The sequence below is a fragment of the Paenibacillus sp. R14(2021) genome (assembly GCF_019431355.1).
Lineage (GTDB): Bacteria > Bacillota > Bacilli > Paenibacillales > Paenibacillaceae > Paenibacillus_Z.
The window spans coordinates 931,174-950,558 of the sequence record NZ_CP080269.1 but is presented as its reverse complement, the minus strand read 5'-3'; the positions used below and the strand labels follow the sequence as shown (position 1 = coordinate 950,558).

Here is a 19,385-nt window from a genome sequence, read left to right as displayed (position 1 = left end):
GTTAATTATAATGAGCTTATAAGGTAATTCAATCGTCAATATAGCATGAGAATGTCAACTAATGGTCAGATAAGACTAGCTTTGTTGAGTATCTATAACATATTTCGATACGGAGGGGTCTGTATGGCTGACAAAATCGACCGAAGGCAAGTGCGCACCAAACAACTGCTTCGCAAAGCGCTGCTTGAGTCTATCGAAGAGAAAGGCGTGGGCGGGATTACCGTCACCGATATTACAAACCGAGCGGACGTAAACCGAGGCACCTTCTACTTGCATTATCAGGATGTGCCTGACATGCTGGAACAGATAAAAGATGAAGTATACGAGCAAATTAAAGGTCATGTTACTCATTTCAACTTTAAGGAACTGAGTGAATGTGCTGTGAAAGATATACCGTATCCATTATCTGTACAAATCTTTGAGCAGCTTAGCATTCATGCTGATTTTCTCAAAGTCATGTTTGGAACAAACGGAGACTTCTCCTATGCGTATCGTTACAAAAAGTTGCTGGCTGACCAATTCTTCAATAAGTTCAATTTCTTGCAGCCGCAGGATGAAAAAATGCTTATTCCACGAGATTACTTGATTGCGTATATGTCCTCAGCTAATTTCGGCATACTCATGCATTGGCTCGAATCAGGAATGAAGCAAACACCTGAACAAATGGGAAAAATTATGGCTCAAATGATCTATTATGGACCAATTATATCTTCCGGACTCATAGGAAAGTAATGGTGAAGGCCCGGTTATCCTTAAGCGCAAAACAAAAAAGCTCATTTATTTTACGAATGAGCTTTTCCGGGTTACATTAGGTTGTGTGACTTTGCTTTCTTCCAGTTTCAGTTCTTGCTTTTCAATGTTCTAAGAATGAAGGATGAAAAATCATTCGGCTTTCGACCTAATATCCACGTTAAAACATTAGAATTACCCATAGATCCATGATCATTGTAATGTTGAAACATCTTTAATATTGTATTGACTTGATAATCTCCTGATCCACGCTTTTTTAATGATGCTGCGAACATTTCGTCTTGAGGCGTTTCCACTTTGATCTCATGGCCAAAATGCTTTTCCATTGCTGCTATCATATCAGATAATGATAAATTTTCAGGTCCAGAAAGTTCATATGATGCCCATATATGTCCCGGACGAGTAAGAATGATTGCAGCTGCCTCGGCTAAGTCTTCTAAGTCAATCATACCTATGCGAGTTTCTTGAGTCGTAAAATACTTTTGTTGAAAGATACCTTTTTCACTAAGCAGCTTCCAAGACTCGAGTATATTCTGCATAAATACGCCTGGCTGAATAATCGTATATGGGATACCTGAATTCACCAGGAGCTCCTCGACCATGAGTTTTTTCTGATGATGCGGCATTTCTTGAATGACGGGATGTATGACGGAATGGAACACAAAATGTTCAACTTTCGCCAAGCGAGCTGCTTGTATGATGACTTGTCCGATTTGAACTTCATCTGGATTCATAGCTGAACAAATGTGGTATACAGCCCTAATTCCGACTAATGCCTCATTTACAGCCTTTTGATCCAGCATATCTCCTGTAACGACTTCCATCTCACCTAATGATTTAATGTCCTCGATTTGTTCGGTTCTACGAACAAAAGCTCTTATCCGCTCTCCTTTGGAAAGCAAAGCTTTAATTACTGCGCGACCCGTTTTCCCGTTTGCTCCAGTTATAAGAATCATGTTTATTTCTCCTTTTATAATAAAGTGCTTTTATAAAACAGTTCGTCAAATTCACCATCTGCTTGTTCCGGTATGACCAAGCTCGCCCTATCTTTTGGGCATGTTGCATATGACTGAGGGAAGACATATCGTTTGTGACATTCACTACCTCGTTTTCCTTAATTAAGGGTAACAAACTCCGATTTAACCGGTAGGTCCCAAAGAAATTCACTTCAAAAGCGTTACGCAAATCTAATTCTTTTGTATCTGTGAACGAACGGGAAAGGCTACAAAGGCTGTCTTTTCAAAAGAATCACTCTTTCGTTATTCGATTATATAGATTGCACGATAAATGGAATGAATTTCATGGGACTTGAAGAAACAGCTAACCGAAACGGTCACATACAGCACGATGCCTAAATTTCGATTTATGTGCACATTCCCCATTTCTGTCTTCCCGAAATTTAATAATGCCATCATACTGGATCTCATTTATTTATTCCAACGCATTTCATGTTATATTCTTATTGATTTGAAGGAATGAATGCGCTTCGAATTCGATACAAGAATTCGTTTCGATTATCCAGTGCCCGTAGTTCAACGAAGTTCAGTTGGTCATTTTCTGGCTTGCTGCCCTCATTAATGCGCTTTCCAAGCTTTTCGCGGGAATGAGATAATGTTCTTGTCACCCGACACCAAACAAAGAGATAGCGTGTAGGGCTTTTCATTAATTGGTCTTTTAAAAATAGCAGGTTTTTCACGCACCACCAAAACTCTCCCGTCCTCTTTAGCAACAACCAATACTGCTTCATAATCCCAAGGTTCTTTCTCTTTACAGCCTGCGATTAGTGTTAAACAAATACTATTAAAACAATAACATACATTCGGTATCACATTACTTGTTATTCTTTATCTGTGTACGCTTAAAGAACCCCACCTGCCGCCGCCACGTTACGTTGTGTCCATGCAGGCATCCCCCTTATACTCTTGCTATAGGTTAACGAATACGAATTAGAGGTCACGGCATTGGAGGAGATCGTCTTGGAATTGATCGTCGATGATTTAACGGGTCCTGAAATTATGGACCTGATCCGGGAGCATCTGAAAAGCATGTTCGAGAGTTCCCCGCCAGAGAGCGTGCATGCCCTCGATCTGACGGGATTGAAGCAGCCGGAGATTACGTTCTGGAGTGCTTGGGAACACGGACAGCTGATGGGCTGCGGCGCACTTAAAGAGCTGGACGGCTCGCATGGCGAGATCAAGTCGATGCGTACGGCCGCCATCCATCTCCGGAAGGGCGTCGCTCGCAGCCTCTTGGCGCACATTATTGAAGAAGCCAAGCGCCGCGGCTATTCGCGGCTGAGCCTGGAGACGGGGTCCATGGCGGCCTTCGATCCGGCCAAGCGGCTGTACGCTAGCTTTGGCTTCAAGGAGTGCGCCCCGTTCTCGAACTATGAATTGGATCCCAACAGTCTGTTCATGACGTTGGAGCTGTAAGCGGGGGCCAGTAGCCGCAATTGATAGCAGAAGTGAAAGGATCCGCCAAGGCGGATCCTTTTCATTATGATCGCAGACCAAGTACAAAACATATTCAAGATGAACATACCCATAGGTGTATATGAACTCATTTGACGAGATTCTTTTCGCTTTTTTTTGGAACTGGTTATGCAGCTCATACTCTTTTCAAAATATCGCCGTGTGCCGGATCACGCCCGCTCTTTCGATGCTCGCGATCTCTTTGACCTCCCCCGCCCCTTTGTTAAGACTGGATCTGTCGTAGCTGGAGATTCGATTGGTTCTTCTTCCTTACGAATATAGTAAATGGAGTCTAGCGATTTCATCATGGATGCCCTCCGATGCGTGCGTTAACCACATAATAACGTGCCGGCGGAGCTCATTACACCGCAGGAAACATCATCTTTTGTCATTCCTACAGGTCGAATCTCTTTGTTACCTTCTTGTAACTGTTTCGTTACCGCTCTGTTATTCCTTTTGAGGCTGGTCTGGGTAATATGAGGTTGTAAGCCAACCGTCCCTTGTCTCCAATAATAATAAGAGGTGAAATTCTATATGTTGAACAAATCGAAACACTCGTATAAATTAGCCGCCAAGCTGGCCTTGACCGGATTGATCGCGGTAAGCTCCATGACGATCTCTCATTCGAATGTCCACGCGGCAGCCAGCACTAGCGCTAGCACGAACGCGCAGAAGGACTATATTAAGAGCATCTTCAAGCTTGCGAGCGTAGGAAAAATCCCGGGCTTAAACGCCATCGCCGGCAAAACGCCGATCTCCGCCGTTCATTACAAATGGGGCGAACCGGATGTAGGCGGTGACCTAAAAGGCAACCATTTCGAAATGTACAATTTCGGCATGGGAAAAGGCGCATACGGCTTCGGCATCAATAAATCCGGCGTCATCTACGATTTGCGCAATTTTGGGACGTCCATCGATCGGACGGGGGGCATCAAATCGCTGACCTTCGCGTCCGTCATCAAAACGCTTGGCATGCCTAAGGAAGTCCGCTTCACCGGCACGGACAAAATCTATGTTTACCATCCATCCAAAGCATACGAACTGAAATTCGTCGGCCCAAGCAAAGTCGCCAAAGGCAAAATCGCGCATATTGACCACATCAACGTCTATGCGGGCAAAGCGAATACGTAACGCGCGGCAGCATGGAAAAAAACGAAAATGGAAGCATTTTGTTGGCTAAACTGCCTGTTAGTTTAACGAAGAGCAATCGTTCATTTCTGGCCGGCTGCATTCAATATGGGATTCCCTGTCTTTCGTCGGGAATGAAATCAAGTTCTTGTCAATTTCGGAAATGGGATCAAGTTTTTGTCATTCGGTTTTGACAAGAACTTGATCCCATAAATAAAACTTTGGATAACTGTGCAACTTCTTGTCTTTTGAAATGGACAAGAAGTTGTATCCATAAAAATAAAAAACCGCGAAAAACGCGGCTTCTTATGCATATATGTTCTTGTCCTCTTACATTCTTCTTCTAAACTTGTTGTCGAGGTTTAAAGAAGATATAGATTGACATAAAAATTAATACAAACCCGCCCAACTGATTTCGATCCATTCAGGCTGGATTTGAAAATGTACCGATTTATTTTTTTCATCCTGCTGCCCGTTTTTCTTTACCCCCAAGCGGCCAGCTCCATTTCGAAGTCATTAGCGAAATCTGGGCTAATTGGTGTGACCCGCACGTTCACGTTAGCCTTCCAGAAATCGATCGAGACATCGGGATAAGCCCCTTCGTAGACGTACAATCCCATTACCTGCTGCTGTACCGGATCCAGTTTCACCTTCCAGATACCTTGATGGCCGTCGGAACCTACAGCCTCAACGCGGACGTCCTTGTGTCTTATAGCGCCAAGTTGAATTTCGACGCGAAAAGCTGTCTTATTCAGCCCGATTCTGCTGCAAGGGCCGGCTAGAATGTCCACTTTCCCGACACGGACACCGGACCAGTTGTTGCGGATGAATTGCTTGTAAGCTGCAACCCTTGACGCGACCTCGAAGTTGTCCGCGGCGAACCGCTCTCCTCTTGCGCTCATGGGGACATACATCTTATGCAAATAATCGTTAATCATTCTATGGGTGTTGAAGACAGGCGCGAGTGAGTAGATTGATTCTTTCATGAAATTGATCCAATCCATCGGGATCGATAGATCGCCTCGCTTGTAGAACAATGGAATAATCTCCTCCTCAAGCACCCGGTATAGCGCTTCACTTTCCTGTTTCGCCTGCATCTCGAGGTCACCACCCGCCGCGCTCTCGATTGCCCAGCCGTTCCGTCCGTTGTATCCTTCCACCCACCATCCGTCCAATACACTACATGTAAGCACTCCGTTTATAGCAGCCTTTTGCCCACTTGTACCGCTCGCTTCCATCGGCTTCAAGGGCGTGTTAAGCCAAACGTCTACGCCCTGGACAAGCCTTTTCGCCTTACCCATTGCATAATTCTCTATGATAAATACGCGGCCCTTGAACCTTTCTTCCCGAGACAGCTCCACGATTTTCCGGATCAAGTCTTGCCCCGGTCCGTCCGCGGGATGTGCCTTGCCGGCGAAAACGAGGCAAACTGGCCGCTCCGAATCGCCCAAAATGCGTGCAAGCCGATCCGGATCGCTGAAGATAAGGAGCGCCCGCTTATACGTTGCAAACCGCCTGGCAAAGCCGATGATGAGCGGCCCTCCGCCAGACAAATCAAGCGGCAAGCCAAACTCTAGAAGCATCTTGGATTTTGCCCGTTGATGCGCTTTCCACAGCTCGTTCTGTGGGATATTCCAAACGGCAGCCCATATATCCGGTTCCGATGTACGAGCGGTCCAATTGGACGGGAGATACCGATCGAACAGCTCCCTCATGCCTCCAGCTAGCCATGTCCCAATATGGATTCCGTTTGTGACCGAATCAACGGGAATATCCTGTCTAGGAATATGCGGCATCCAGTTGTGGAACAAATCGCGGGTCACCTCACCGTGCAATTTGCTTACACCGTTTACCTTCGACGATGTGCTGACGGCAAGTCGCGTCATGTTAAACGCACCATCCAGGCGGCCGAGCGCGAGTACCCGCTCCCTATCCGCCCCGAGCTGCCAGTAATAGTCGCTGAAATAACGGTCCATCATGTCGATGGAAAAAACGTCGTGTCCGGCCGGAACCGGTGTATGCGTCGTAAAGACGGTGCTTGCTTTGACCGCTTCTAATGCCGTCTCAAAAGTCACGCCTTCAGCCGACAGCATACGAATTCGCTCGAGCGTTAAAAACGCGCAATGCCCTTCATTCATATGCCAGACGTCCGGACGGATGCCCAGCGCTGCAAGCAGTCTCGCACCGCCGATGCCGAGGAGCATCTCTTGGCTTAACCGAACGTCATGATCACTAGGATAGAGCATGTCAGTCAATTGGCGGTCCGCATGGCTATTCATTTCAACGTCCGTATTGAGCAGGTACAGCGTGACTGAGTCCACCTGTACGGACCATACTTTCGCATATACCTGCCTGCCGGCCAACGGAACCTCGATGACCAGAAGCTGACCATCGTCTTTCCGCATGAGCCGAACCGGGTAAACGCTCGCCTCATGATCAATCTCTATATACAGATGTTGTTGCGAACCGCACTCGTCAATTCGCTGCTGGAAATAACCTTTTCCGTAAAATATGCCTACGCCTGTAAGCTGAACATTCAAGTCTGCTGCCGCCTTAACATGGTCGCCAGCTAATATACCAAGGCCACCAGAGTAAATCGGTAAGGATTCATCAAGTCCGAACTCTGCCGAGAAATACGCTATACCGCTTTTTTGCATCATCGCACCTCTATTTTTGAAAAGATTGCACTTCGCCACGTAAGCGCCTACCTTCATGCCTTAATACTATATGACGGTTTATGGTACACGTGCCTATGACGATCGGGAACAACCGTACCTCACAACTTGATACGATTAATAAAAAAGCCCGCGTTTTTCGCGAACTTAGTTGAACAAAGGCAGCTGATCGTACCTGATCGGCCGCGCAAATTCAGGGTGCCCGGGAGATTCTGCATCACCTGCTATCTCTAATCGATTCAAATAACTTACGCCCTACGCCTCTTATTCTCATACTCTCATCGACAATTAAATCGTGAAAGTGAGCAGTCTTAAATCCTGTCCTCATGTGAGGACCATCGACAGCTCGCCTCATTTTTCCGCAAGTTTCAGGATCTCCCCGGCTACCAGCTCGGGCGCGTAATGGTGCAAATAGTGGGAGGAGTTCGGCACGATGATCTGTTTGCCATCGGCCGACCAGGAGGTAAGTGTGGCCTGGCTGCTTTCCCAATCCTTGTCGTTGCCGAGCTTGCCGAAGGCGTCAGCCGTCAGCACCGTAATCGGGACGCCGAGCGGTTTCTTTCCTTGCAGCACGGTCTCCGCGTTTTCCCTGCTTAGCCGGATTTCATCGGTCATGTTCCGATTGCCTGCCAGCAATAGCGTTGAAACTCGGTCCAATTCCCTCAGTTTCGGCGGAAGCATCTTAAAGCCGTTTCTCTCGCCAGCCATCGATTCCGCGAATCCGTCGAAATGATATAACGTACGCGCAATTCCGGCCTTCGTCAGAAAACGATAGACGAGCGGAACGATAGTCAGCGGCCTACTGGACGCATAGTACTCCGGACTCCCGCCTTCAATGAACAGGATTCCTTTCACTTCGTCCGGATATTTCTGGGCAAACCGGATCGCTTCGAGGGAACCCAAGGAATGGGCGGCGAATACGTAGGGCGGATGCTGTCCGGACCGCTCGAGCACCTGATGGATTTCCTCGGCGATCACGGAGGTGTCCCGTTTCTTTTCGGTCAATTCGCTGTATCCGTAACCGAACCGGTCGTAGACGGCGATTTTGACTTTGGATTCCAGCTTACTATACAGAGGATAGAAATCCACATATGGATTCGCCGTCCCCCATCCTACCGAGAAGACGACGGTGACCGGGCCTTGCCCGGCTGTGTACAGATGCATCCGGCCGCCGCTCACCTCGTACAACTGCCCAACCGGTTTATACGTTTTTAGATCGTGGCTACTCGCCAATCGTTGATAAATCCAACCCGCCAACAGCAGCAAGGCTACCGTCAGAATCAAATATGTGAAGACCTTCAACATTTTTCGTTTCCGTTTCATGGGATTCTCCTCTTCCGGCGCGGTTCCGCTGAATTTCACCCAGGTATTCTCTCATGGAATGATTTTCTCAGCATTAAAGGAGAAAGGAAACGGACCTCGGTCGGGGAAGTGCCCGACTTTGGTTAGGGTTTCCCGATATACTGCCAGTAGTTAGCGTAACGAAGGGCTGCAGCTTCTAACTAGTAATAACATTATATAAGATTATATCACTTCGCTACCGACTTGCTAAAAAAGGTAACCGATCATCTCTGATCAGCTACCTTCTTGGTTTTATTGAACAACAGTTACCCGTTAGCGGAACACCTTGTACGGCTATTTCTCCAATTCATAGCGGGCAGCAATAATGCCCGACTTGAGCGCTCGGCTGGATAACAGCTTGAGCCTGATTTTCTCGCCACCGCCGTCGAATACCGATTTTCCGTCGCCCAGGACAACCGGACAAATTGTAAGCAGGAATTCGTCGATCAGGCCGAGCTCAAGCAGCGTCCTCGCCGCTCCCGGGCTGCCGAAGATGACGAGATTTTTGCCAGGCTGCTCCTTGAGAACCTTGATTTCCTCTGCGATATTGGCCTTGATCAGCATCGTATTGTTCCATTCCACCTTGTCCATCGTCCCAGAAATGACGATCTTCTTAACATCCTGCAGCCATTTGGCATGCTCCATATCGTGCCTTGAAACATTCGGATTGTCTAGCACAGTGGGCCAGTAGCTCTCCATCATCTGATACGTCGTGCGTCCATAAACGGGAGCTCCGACTTCGGCTACGATCTCCTCGGCGTATTTCTCTAATTCCTCGTTGTACGGAATCCAATCGAGTCCTCCGTTCGAATCCGACGCATACCCATCCAGCGACACATGCATGAATAATACGAGTTTTCTCATGTCTGTTTCTCCCCTGATTTCGAATTTATTTTATTAGATTTTTTGGCCGTTGGCCCTCGTTTCATCCTGCTGTTACGTTCATTATAAATCATTACGTTTCGAAAGTTTAAGTAGAATTTTTTTTCAAAGGTAACAATGTTCCCAGTTATGATCTGGCTATGGAGCAGCTGCAGGTAATCGAGGATGAAGTCGCCGTTGCACTGCTTTGCGGCAAGCTGGCTCGCCTATTGGTTGCCATGGCACAAAGCGGTGAAGCTTACGAACCGGATCGAGCTCATCCTATGAAACAAGCTGCTTAGGCGCTTCTCTGTTAGCACGAAAATTGGTTTATTCGCAGGATCTCAAGACTGCACGGAGTACCGGATTGCGTTGAACATAAGGGCACAGACCCGTACCATTAGGATAACCGGCCTCCACCCACCGGATAGGCGTAACGAAGGAATGAAAGGGCATCGACCCATCGAGAAATGGGTGTGAAAGCTTCCGGAGGTTCGTGGAGCAGCGTGCAGAAGAGCAGTAAAAAAGGAGCGAAAACTCGCCCCTTCGGTTCCCGCATGCGCTTCTGTTGCTAAATTTGACGGTACATCCGATCATCGTCGAATCGATAAGCCGGATACCTTCAAGGTATATCCCCTGTACCTTATCGAACGGTTGGTTATTGAAATTTTTCCTATTATGATGAGGGCGCCGTTTCAGGTTTATTTATAAAGATATATAAAAACTGAATGTACTTTCCATCCGTAATAAAGAAATCATAGCCAGTTACCACATTTGGGTTTCCTTCCGGACCATAGCTCCAACTAAGCTTTATAATGTTATGATGCTCGTCCAACTGGTTCTTAGTAAAAACAAAACCGGGAAATTTCGCTTGAACCCCATCAATTAAATTCATGAGTGCATCTCGTCCCCGAAATATGTCTGGATAGAAGGGATCAAGAATTTCACAAGTATCGGAATACACTTCATCGATGGATTGTTTCCTCTTCTGTCGATCAGTTTCACTCCAGATTGCCAAGTGCATGTTTATTAATGCTTCTGTAGATTCCATGCGTACTCACTCCCCCAAAAATAATAATTTTCATTCAAATGTCATTTCATTCCAACTTGTTACTTCCTCTACGGACATCCGGATGGATGGATGGCCTTCTTTCAAAGCTTTACCAATTGCGATAAGAATGACGGAGACATACCGTTCGCTGATACTAAAGGCTTCTTTGAATGCATTTAAGTCATAACCAGCCATCGCGACCGTATCATATCCTCTTGCTTTTGCTGCAAGCATTAGCTGCATGGAAACCAGTCCTCCATCGATATATGCATATTTGCTTAGCAACTCATAAGGGAAAGATTCATACATTTTTAGTGTATTCTCAACTTTCCTTTGTTTATCGCTTTCCGTCATGTAACCTGCTTGAACTGTGCGCTCATATATGGTTTCTGTTTTTTTGTAGCTCTCCAAATCTCCAAGTACGGCGATTATAGCAGACGCATCTTTGACTTGTTTTTGATTGAATGCGATTGGAAGCAGTTTCTCCTTCAGCGTTTGGGAATCGATTACTAGAAAACGCCAAGATTGAAGGTTGACTCCGGACGGTGCTTGGACCGCATCGGTAAGGATTGCTTTGATTTCTTCGCGGGATAATTTGAATGTCGGATCATACGTACGAACAGACCTTCTCTCGTGCATAATTGCGGATAGATCATTGTGAGAGATCGGGGCTTCCACTGTCATGATAAAATCCTCCTTGGATTGAAATATACTGCTTGCAGTTGAATTGAAATTTCAGTGGCGTCAGGCGAAAAATGAAAACCAGCATAGGTAGCTTTTTGTTTTGAAGCTTCAATGGCTTCTATTTTTGTAGTGTTCACTAAATATATAGTGACAAGAATAAATTGTCAAACGATGTTTTTCTTCCATCAACCTCCCCTGATGCAGTGCACCTATATCCAATCGCCCACTCGATAGGTTGAAAATGGAGTATTTATTGGATTGTTAACAGCAAAAAGATCAGCCCGTAAATGGGCTGATCTTTTTGCTGTTCCATGTTAGGAAGGCCAAAGACGCAAAGAATTTGCAACAATAGCTTGCAATTTTTCGCGGCTCGTTCCTGCTCCCGCTTGAACAGCCATACCTTGGAATATGGTCGCATAGAAGCACGCTAATTGTTCCGTATCGACATCTGCAGCAAGCTCCCCGCTCTGTTTCGCTTGTTCGAACCTGTCACGGAGTGCAGCTTCTCCCCCAGCGCGGCGAGCATTCAATTCTTGTCTTATGGCATCTCCGGCTTCTCCGGAGGATAGTGCCCCCTGCACGGTTAAGCACCCAAGTGGCGTCTCAGGATTGGTCGTAGCCTCGGCAGCTCCGTAAAGCAGGTATTCAACGACTTCGCGGGCGCTTGGTTGCTGAAAGGCTTCCCTCATATAAGCAGCTGGTCCTTCCGCATATCGATCTAGAATTTTGCGAAATAATTCTTCCTTGTTCCCAAAGGCCGCGTATAAGCTCGGCGTATTAATACCCATAGCCTCTGTCAAATCTGCCACGGATGTTCCTTCATACCCTTTTCGCCAAAATAAATGAAGCGCAGAATCTAGAGCGCTTTCGATATTAAATACACGGGGACGTCCCCTTACCATTGAGGTATCCCCTCCATTCTTTTTTAACTATACGACTATATTGAATCTTATTATGCAACTAAATGTCAAGTAAGGCTAATTCAGACCTTCATGTAACTCCTGTTTGACAACATCGAGCCACTCGGTATATATTTAGCAGTCACTACATAAACGGATTCAAAGGATATGTAGTCATGGTAACTCTTGATCTGTAGATCGTTTCTAGAATTGGAAGTTCGCCACAACTGGATAATGGTCCGACGGATACCCTCCGTTTATTTGGCAGCGATCGATCTGCACCTTCAAGATTTCGAATTCGGCGGTAGCAAATATATAGTCGATCGGTTCTCCCGAATCGCCGCCCTTAAAGCCATGGAATGTTAGACCCGGATTTCCTTTGATCAGGGAATAAGCGTCCTTCAAATCGCTTTTCTTGCCGTCAACCTCGATCTCGCCTCGCAGAAAACGAATCGGGAATTCACTAGGAAACGAGTTGAAATCCCCTGAAAGCAACGCCGGAAGCCCATCTAAAGCGCGCTGTCTAGCCATATATTCCCCTATTATTTGGATCCCAAGGTCTTTCGCTTCCTGGCTATGATGGTCCAGATGGGTGTTGTAAAAATAGAAGGATTTACCTGACTTTCGATGAAGGAAACGCGCCCACGTACAGATTCTCGGCAACGAGCTATTCCAACTAATCGAAGCTTCCGACTCAGGTGTTTCAGACAGCCAAAACTGTCCTTTTTCTTCAATTGTCAGCTCGTCGCGGTTATAAAAAATGGCATTGTGCTCATTCTCATGCTCCCCGAATCGACCTTGCCCGAACCAATCATATTCTTTCAATTGAGCCTCCAAATCTCTGAGCATCGAGTGATAGCCTTCCTGCGTGCCGATAAGCATAGGATGATGTTCTTTGATAACGGCGGTCGCTCGGTCGATTCGTTCCGGCCAATAATCGGAGCCATCATTGATTTCTGGATAGCGCAAATTGAAAGTCATAACAGAGATTTCTAACATAACGATGCAGTCCTCTTTTCTATTATTTTCAATAATACACTGAACCTAATATAATGCCATGGATAAACGGAAACGGTTACATCCACCTATATTTTACATCGTTTATACCAACATATGAAAGTGCATAATTCCTCACCTGAGTTGGTCTCTGACGCTTCAATTAACGATGACTTTGTGATTACTTATGAAACGATTCACCTTAAATTACTCTTCAACTATCTGCCCATTAACGTAAAGCTGCCGATCGTGTGCCGGCACTTTACCTACTACGGGGAGGGTATCTTCATTATGTCCGCGTAAAACGCGGATCTAATGCTTATACCTTCATGTCTACATACACTTGGACAGTTATCACTTCCTTTCGCCGGAACTTTCCCAAAATCGCAAAAAACCAGCTGCTACAGCAGCTAGTTCTTTGTACGACATGGCTTGTTAATCCCTGCCATAACTTGAGAAAAGCTGTCGAGTGGCAGCCTTTCTATCATTTCCTCTCCCAGGATTATCCCTTTAATCCCGTCGTGGCGATCCCCTCTACGAAATGCTTCTGCGCCAGGAAGAAGACAACGATTTGCGGCATGATCGAAACAAGTGACATCGCCAGTACTTGTCCCCACGAAACGGCGGATTGCGTATCGATAAACATTTTCACGGCGAGCGGTACCGTATACTTGTCCACTGAGTTCAAATAGATAAGCGGTCCCAAATAATCTTCCCAGTGCCAGAGAAAGGAGAAAATCATCACCGTAATGAGCGCGGGCTTGGTCAGCGGCATAATAATTCTCCAATAAATCCCGAACCAGGTGCAGCCGTCGATCTTAGCCGATTCGTCCAGCTCCACGGGAATTCCCCGAATGAATTGCACCAGAAGGAAGATAAAGAACGCTCCGCCCATCATACTCGGCACGATAAACGGCAAATAGGTGTTGATCCAGTTGAACTTGTGGAACATGACGTATTGCGGGATCAGGGTAACTTGACCCGGCAGCATGATGGTGACAAGCAACAGGGAGAATAGCCATTTTTTCAGAGGGAAAGGAATCCGGCCGAAACCGAATGCCACGAGGCTGCTCGATACTACGGTCAAGACGGTAGTGGTGATATTAAGCTTGAAACTATTGATATAAAAATAGGTAAACGTATATTTGGGCAGCGCCACCCAGCCGTCGTGAAAATTGCTCCACATCCATTTTGCCGGAAAGATCGCGGGGGAGCCAAGCTCCATATTCGATTTTAGCGATGCCCCGATCCACCATAACACGGGATAAAACATGACCGCGCTAAACAAGAGCAGCGTAAGGTGAACTGGCCACTTCTTTTTTGACATGTTAGCCCCTCCCCCCTGCTTCATTCTCGTAATAAACCCAGTACTTGGACGCTGTAAAATTAAGCGCCGTTGCAACGGCCACAATAACGAGCAGAATCCATGCCAAAGCGGATGCGTATCCCATATGCAAGGCGGAAAACCCTTTCTGGTACAAATAGAGCGCATACATTTCGGTTGAATTCAGAGGCCCGCCTTTCGTTACGACGAAGGCTGAAGTAAAGCTTTGAAACGACCCGATCACGCCCATAATCAGGTTGAAAAAAATCACCGGAGACAGCATGGGCAGCGTGACGGCAATGAATTGCCTGAACTTGCTGGCGCCGTCTACCGACGCTGCCTCGTAAAGATCCTTGGGCACCTGCTTTAATCCTGCCAGGAAAATGATCATGGCGGAGCCGAACTGCCAAACGCTAAGGGTGATCAAGGTTCCCAGCGCCGTTTCGGGCGAGCCGATCCAGTTTTTGGCATGCATGCCGAAGAAAGATGCCAGGTGATTAATAAACCCGTTGATGCCGAATATATTTCTCCATAACACGGCAACCGCGACGCTTCCGCCGATTAATGAAGGAAGGTAGATGATCGTTCGGTAAAAGGAGATCCCGCGAATATCCCGATTCAGCAGCATCGCGACCATCAAAGCGAACAAAAGCCGCAATGGAACCGATATTAAAACGAATACAAAGGTGACGCGCAAGGAATTGTAGAAATAGCGATCTTCCGCTATTGACATGAAATTTTGAAACCCGATCCATTTGGGCGGGGACAAAAGGGAAAAATCAGTTAACGAATAGTAGAACGACATTAACATGGGCCATAAGTTTAGAAAGAGAAACCCGATAAGCCATGGGGAAATGAATAGGAAGCCGGCCAAAGCATTGGAACGAAGTTTCCGGTTCATAGAATCCCCCATTTTATTTCTCGTATTTTTTTGCGGCTTTGGCCAGTTCGTCGTAAGCTTGTTCCGGCGTGATTTTTCCGAACATGAGCTGCTGTTTAATATCGCTTTCTTCTTTGCCGAAGTCTGCCCATCCTGGCGCTCCTGGATTGAAGGCTTGTGAACTCTTGGCTGTCATGTCGATCATTTCCACCGTCAGTTGATCGCCTTGATTGAACTTTGGCTTCATCACAGATACGATATTGTTTGAAATGGGAATGCCCCTGGTAGTTCCGTCGATTTCCGTGGCTTCGGGATCGTTAATGAACCAGTCAATAAATTTCTTGGCTTCCTCTTTATATTTCGAATCCTGATTGACGGAGAAATAGAAGGTTGCCTTCAGCCATCCTCCGGGCTGCTCAGCTTTTGGAATCGCCGCAACCCCGATGCTGTTTGGCTTCAGGCTCTCGTAAGCTGAGACTTGCGCCGCATGCATGCCCTTGAAAATCAGCTGTCCTTTGATAAGCATGTCCTGGGTCGGGTCCAGATCGATATCGGCTAGCTGTACGTCCGGGGGCGGCACGATTCCTTTCTTACGGAGGTCGGCGAATGTATTCGCGTATTCCAGCCAAGTCGCTTTATCATAGTTGAATTTCCCTTCTTGCGTAATCGGCCAGCCTTTGCCCTTGCTCAGTTGATAATTCGCATACAGCGTACTGTCCGCCGTGCCGTCTTTAAAAGGATATTGGTCTTTGCCGAGCATGGATTTGATCTTCTCGCCCATGCTGAAATAATCTTCCCAAGTCCACCCGTCTTTCGGCGGAGCAATGCCAAGTTTCTCGAGCGCCGATTTATCGTAAATCATGCCCCATGCATTGCCCCCGAGCGGAACCGCTGTCAATTTTCCGTTATATTCTCCGGTTTCCAATAGCTTCGGATCGACATCATTGATATTGATGCCCGTGGATAAATCCGACAATTGACCGCGTGCATTCCAATCGGCGAGCCAAGCGGCGTCCATTTGAATGATATCGGGAGCGTTTTTGGATGCGGCTTCGGTCGATAATTTATCGAGGTAGCCATCGAATCCGGAGTACTCGGGTTCGAACGTGACATTCGGATGCTTTTTTGTATACAAATCCAACATTTTCAGCGTCGCATCATGTCTTGCCTGGGACCCCCACCACATAATGCGAAGCTTGACTGACTCGTTCCCGTTTGAAGCGGAAGTGTCTGCCGTATTGGTTTTCGGCTTCGCCTCGTCCTTTACGCCTAGGGAGCTGCAGGCGGTAGAAAACGAGGTTAATAGTAACAGCGTAATTCCGAGCCGCAGAAATTTCTTCTTCATGATTTCACCTCTTATTGGGATTGGTAAAGCGCTTTCTTAACTAGAATGTTACCAACCGCCTTTTCGAGCGTCTACATAAGAAATGTCCGATTATCGTTTAAAAAGTTCAGAATGTTAGTGTTTATGGATATCCGTCGGACTGACCCCGCTGAAATATTTTTTGAACACGGTGCTAAAATACGATACGTTTTTATACCCTACCTTCTGGGCAATTTCGTAAATATGAAGCTTTCCTACTAGAATCAGATGCTTCGCATTTTCCATTCGCACGCGCGTCAGGTAACCGTGAAACGTTTCGCCGGTTGTTTTTTTGAAAATATCGCATAGGTAGTTTCGCGATATGAATACTTTTTCGGCCAGCTCAGTCAGCGTGACCTCCTCAAAGTAGTGCTGTTGTATGTATTGGATGATAAAGTCCACGGTTTCTTTGTGTTTGTCACCGAAGCTTCGGCTTCTGCAAATCGAAGAGATCTTATCGGCGATCCAGCAGCGGAAATCGTCAGGCTTCATGATAGCGTTTATTTCTTCGTGAATAAGCGCGGGCGGGAACATCTCATCGAGCGGGAGGCCAGCTTCATTCAACGCATACGTGACCATCGTCCAGCACTCTATGCCGAACCGCCGAAGAGTGGACGGGGCCAAGACACCCTGTTCGTCAATCTGGCGCAGGAAGTCGTCTATAATTTGTTGCGCCCGTTTCTCCTGCGAGGTTAAAATCGCCTCTCTCAAATGCCGGTGCCATTTCACCAGGCCAATGGAAGGACTCGGAAGGCGCGTAAGCTGCAGGTCATGGATTGCTCTTGTGAGAACGGTATGCAGCGTTTGCAGCGAGATCGGCTTGGATAGATAATCCTCCACATTTAAACGGAGCGCCTGACGAGCATACTCGAAGTCGTTATAGCCGCTGTGAATAATAATCTTTCCTTCATACCCTTCTCTCCGGAGGGAATGAATCATCTCGATTCCGTCCATGTCCGGCATATATATATCGGTTACGATAATGTCGGGCCGACTCGTGCGGACAATTTCCAACCCATCCCGACCATCCATTCCTTCGCCCGCTAACTCGGCACCTAGCTCATCCCACGGGATCATAGATTTCAACCCTCTGAGTACCGACCTGTCGTCATCGACAATCGCAATTTTCCACATGGTTTGTTCTCCTCTCGCATTCATTTCCTTGAAAAATCATGATGAAGTCGTCGGCTGGCTCAGTAAAGGAATCGAAACCGAAATAACAGTTCCACTATTGAATGCGCTTTCAATAGTTACGCCAAACGAACGGCCAAATAAAGCATCAATACGCTCGCGTACGTTTCGAATCCCGTACCCTCCTTTTACCTTTTTGCGGTTTTCCGGCCCGTTGACCTGAAAACCTCTTCCGTCATCCATTATCCGGATCGTAATTCCGCTATCGGACGAAAAGGCTTCGATAAGGATGAACCCACTGCTGCGGCCGTGGAAGCCGTGAAGGATGGCATTCTCTACGAATGGCTGCAAGGTGATTTTCGGGATCAAAGAAGTCATTAACGATTCCGGAACCCGGACTTCATAATCAAGCCCTTCCTCCCAGCGAAGCTGTTGAATGCGGAGATAGCACTCCACATGCCGAAGCTCGTCGGCGATCGGAATAAGACTCTCTCCGTTGGAAAGCCCGATTCGAAACATTTGCCCTGTCAGCTCAAGAATGTTACTGATCTTATGTTGTCCTTCCTGCATGGCCATCCAATTGATTTGATCAAGGGTGTTATACAGAAAATGTGGATTAATATTGGCTTGAAGCGCCTTCACTTCAGCCTCGCGCTGACGGCTGTGCTGCACTTCAAGCGCTTTGTATAGTTCGTCGATGCGTTCCATTTGCCTGCGGTAGCTGTTAAACAAATAACCGAATTCATTTCGGTAATCATCGGGCAGGAACACTTTAGTGCTGTCGAATGCGTATATCCCCATCGCCTGAACTAGGATCCGGAGCGGCTTAAGAAGCTGCCTCGAAATCGATAAGCTAATGGCGATTGTAATGAGAATCGTGGAGAGGCCGATCAACAATAATAGTTTCGCCAGTTTGAAGCTCCCGCTGGTCACTTTCCTCCATGGCGTAATTTCAGTTAACGTCCAATCCGAATTGAACATTTTGGACCAGGCGAGCAAATATCGTTGGTGATTCTTTGCATCGATTCGTAGGCTTCCGGCTCCGCTTATCGGATCTTTTATATAAGTCGAGATGTTTTCCGCGATAGGCTGGCCCACCCCGACGAGGAGATTCCCCCCGGAATTAAACAGCATGCGGTTAGCGGAATCCGATCCGGCCTGAATCAGACTCCGGATCGCGGATGCCTTCACGTTTATTACGATCAGCCCTTTATATTCATCTTTGCTGGAGTAGATTTTTCTTGCGAAACTCAAGACGGAGACTTGCCCTTGGAACGTGTCGATGGTATGTTCTCCGATCCAGGTAAAATCGGTCGTTTTTACCGCCGGGTACCAGCTCTCCTTTTGCAAACGCGAAAAATTGTAAAATTGCACGGGTCTTTGCCAGTCGGAAAGAACCGGGTGCTCGATGTAGAGATGAATGGAGAAGATGCTTGAAACGCTATTTGCAATATTGGTCAAATATTGCAGCGTATCGTTAATTTTTTTGTGGCGGGTATAATCGTCTCCGTTATACGAGAGATAATCGAGAAAATCCATGTTGAGCGTTGTGGAGAGCGAGATTTGTTCGATCGCGTTCAGTTGGATCACCAATTTTTTGCTTAATTCGGTCAGCAGCGCTTGTTGATAGTATGATGTGGTTTTCGATAATTCCTGGGATGAAACCGTATAAGAAATCCAAGTAATAATAAGCGTCAGAATGAAAATAGATCCGGCAAAGCAGGCAAAAAATATGCGATTCCAGCGAAAAACTTTTAAAGGGTTGTACATGTTCTCCGTCCTCCGGCATTATAAAGTGCTTTTCAGAGCGATTCGATATGTAAAAAGGAAC

Annotated in this window: 16 protein-coding genes; 3 read left to right on the top strand and 13 right to left on the bottom strand. The window is 46.7% G+C overall.

The genetic code is table 11. The features are described 5' to 3' along the window. Positions 1 to 123: 123 nt before the first annotated feature. On the top strand, positions 124 to 732 hold the full coding sequence (locus KXU80_RS04640) for a TetR/AcrR family transcriptional regulator (RefSeq protein WP_219837110.1): 609 nt from the start codon (positions 124 to 126) through the stop codon (positions 730 to 732). Positions 733 to 839: 107 nt separating this feature from the next. On the opposite strand, the gene KXU80_RS04635 is transcribed toward KXU80_RS04640, so the two are convergent. Next, complete coding sequence (locus tag KXU80_RS04635) at positions 840 to 1,706, bottom strand: SDR family oxidoreductase (RefSeq protein ID WP_219837109.1); 867 nt, start codon at positions 1,704 to 1,706, stop codon at positions 840 to 842. 1,020 nt (positions 1,707 to 2,726) lie between these two features. Here KXU80_RS04635 and KXU80_RS04630 point away from each other — a divergent pair. Then, positions 2,727 to 3,182 (top strand): GNAT family N-acetyltransferase, encoded by a 456-nt coding sequence (locus KXU80_RS04630; protein ID WP_219837108.1) that lies wholly within the window; start codon positions 2,727 to 2,729, stop codon positions 3,180 to 3,182. A 573-nt stretch (positions 3,183 to 3,755) separates the two neighbouring features. Beyond that, positions 3,756 to 4,352: a YjgB family protein gene (locus KXU80_RS04625; RefSeq protein ID WP_219837107.1), complete on the top strand. Its 597-nt coding sequence runs from the start codon at positions 3,756 to 3,758 to the stop codon at positions 4,350 to 4,352. A 479-nt stretch (positions 4,353 to 4,831) separates the two neighbouring features. Here KXU80_RS04625 and glgP read toward each other — a convergent pair whose 3' ends face one another. From glgP to KXU80_RS04565, 12 genes are all read right to left on the bottom strand, one after another. After that, the gene (gene glgP / locus KXU80_RS04620) at positions 4,832 to 7,006 is read right to left on the bottom strand and encodes an alpha-glucan family phosphorylase (RefSeq protein WP_219838866.1); all 2,175 of its coding nucleotides are present in this window, start codon (positions 7,004 to 7,006) and stop codon (positions 4,832 to 4,834) included. 369 nt (positions 7,007 to 7,375) lie between these two features. Further along, positions 7,376 to 8,347, bottom strand: a complete 972-nt coding sequence (locus KXU80_RS04615) for an alpha/beta fold hydrolase (RefSeq protein WP_219837106.1) — start codon at positions 8,345 to 8,347, stop codon at positions 7,376 to 7,378. A 312-nt stretch (positions 8,348 to 8,659) separates the two neighbouring features. Then, on the bottom strand, positions 8,660 to 9,229 hold the full coding sequence (locus KXU80_RS04610; RefSeq protein WP_219837105.1) for a dihydrofolate reductase family protein: 570 nt from the start codon (positions 9,227 to 9,229) through the stop codon (positions 8,660 to 8,662). 673 nt (positions 9,230 to 9,902) lie between these two features. Beyond that, the gene (locus tag KXU80_RS04605; RefSeq protein ID WP_219837104.1) at positions 9,903 to 10,277 is read right to left on the bottom strand and encodes a nuclear transport factor 2 family protein; all 375 of its coding nucleotides are present in this window, start codon (positions 10,275 to 10,277) and stop codon (positions 9,903 to 9,905) included. A 30-nt stretch (positions 10,278 to 10,307) separates the two neighbouring features. Beyond that, on the bottom strand, positions 10,308 to 10,961 hold the full coding sequence (locus tag KXU80_RS04600) for a nitroreductase family protein (RefSeq protein ID WP_219837103.1): 654 nt from the start codon (positions 10,959 to 10,961) through the stop codon (positions 10,308 to 10,310). A gap of 314 nt (positions 10,962 to 11,275) precedes the next feature. Then, positions 11,276 to 11,863, bottom strand: a complete 588-nt coding sequence (locus KXU80_RS04595; protein WP_219837102.1) for a TetR/AcrR family transcriptional regulator — start codon at positions 11,861 to 11,863, stop codon at positions 11,276 to 11,278. A 201-nt stretch (positions 11,864 to 12,064) separates the two neighbouring features. Then, the gene (locus KXU80_RS04590) at positions 12,065 to 12,859 is read right to left on the bottom strand and encodes an endonuclease/exonuclease/phosphatase family protein (protein ID WP_219837101.1); all 795 of its coding nucleotides are present in this window, start codon (positions 12,857 to 12,859) and stop codon (positions 12,065 to 12,067) included. 499 nt (positions 12,860 to 13,358) lie between these two features. Beyond that, a complete protein-coding gene (locus KXU80_RS04585) occupies positions 13,359 to 14,183 on the bottom strand; it encodes a carbohydrate ABC transporter permease (RefSeq protein ID WP_219837100.1) in 825 nt (274 codons plus the stop codon). Position 14,184: 1 nt separating this feature from the next. Then, positions 14,185 to 15,093, bottom strand: coding sequence for a carbohydrate ABC transporter permease (locus KXU80_RS04580; RefSeq protein ID WP_374987749.1), 909 nt, complete (start codon positions 15,091 to 15,093; stop codon positions 14,185 to 14,187). Between the two features lies 1 nt (position 15,094). Next, entirely contained in the window at positions 15,095 to 16,405 is a 1,311-nt protein-coding gene (locus KXU80_RS04575; RefSeq protein WP_219837098.1) for an ABC transporter substrate-binding protein, read from the bottom strand. Between the two features lie 114 nt (positions 16,406 to 16,519). Next, a complete protein-coding gene (locus tag KXU80_RS04570) occupies positions 16,520 to 17,557 on the bottom strand; it encodes a response regulator (protein ID WP_219837097.1) in 1,038 nt (345 codons plus the stop codon). 36 nt (positions 17,558 to 17,593) lie between these two features. Next, positions 17,594 to 19,324 (bottom strand): cache domain-containing sensor histidine kinase, encoded by a 1,731-nt coding sequence (locus KXU80_RS04565; RefSeq protein ID WP_219837096.1) that lies wholly within the window; start codon positions 19,322 to 19,324, stop codon positions 17,594 to 17,596. Positions 19,325 to 19,385: the final 61 nt, after the last annotated feature.

Coding starts and splice junctions, on each gene's coding strand:
- KXU80_RS04615 (WP_219837106.1), bottom strand. CDS start 8,347: ATGAAACGGAAACGAAAAATGTTGAAGGTCTTCACATATTTGATTCTG.
- KXU80_RS04605 (WP_219837104.1), bottom strand. CDS start 10,277: ATGGAATCTACAGAAGCATTAATAAACATGCACTTGGCAATCTGGAGT.
- KXU80_RS04595 (WP_219837102.1), bottom strand. CDS start 11,863: ATGGTAAGGGGACGTCCCCGTGTATTTAATATCGAAAGCGCTCTAGAT.
- KXU80_RS04590 (WP_219837101.1), bottom strand. CDS start 12,859: ATGTTAGAAATCTCTGTTATGACTTTCAATTTGCGCTATCCAGAAATC.
- glgP (WP_219838866.1), bottom strand. CDS start 7,006: ATGCAAAAAAGCGGTATAGCGTATTTCTCGGCAGAGTTCGGACTTGAT.
- KXU80_RS04570 (WP_219837097.1), bottom strand. CDS start 17,557: ATGTGGAAAATTGCGATTGTCGATGACGACAGGTCGGTACTCAGAGGG.
- KXU80_RS04580 (WP_374987749.1), bottom strand. CDS start 15,093: ATGGGGGATTCTATGAACCGGAAACTTCGTTCCAATGCTTTGGCCGGC.
- KXU80_RS04565 (WP_219837096.1), bottom strand. CDS start 19,324: ATGTACAACCCTTTAAAAGTTTTTCGCTGGAATCGCATATTTTTTGCC.
- KXU80_RS04575 (WP_219837098.1), bottom strand. CDS start 16,405: ATGAAGAAGAAATTTCTGCGGCTCGGAATTACGCTGTTACTATTAACC.
- KXU80_RS04635 (WP_219837109.1), bottom strand. CDS start 1,706: ATGATTCTTATAACTGGAGCAAACGGGAAAACGGGTCGCGCAGTAATT.
- KXU80_RS04585 (WP_219837100.1), bottom strand. CDS start 14,183: ATGTCAAAAAAGAAGTGGCCAGTTCACCTTACGCTGCTCTTGTTTAGC.
- KXU80_RS04625 (WP_219837107.1), top strand. CDS start 3,756: ATGTTGAACAAATCGAAACACTCGTATAAATTAGCCGCCAAGCTGGCC.
- KXU80_RS04640 (WP_219837110.1), top strand. CDS start 124: ATGGCTGACAAAATCGACCGAAGGCAAGTGCGCACCAAACAACTGCTT.
- KXU80_RS04610 (WP_219837105.1), bottom strand. CDS start 9,229: ATGAGAAAACTCGTATTATTCATGCATGTGTCGCTGGATGGGTATGCG.
- KXU80_RS04600 (WP_219837103.1), bottom strand. CDS start 10,961: ATGACAGTGGAAGCCCCGATCTCTCACAATGATCTATCCGCAATTATG.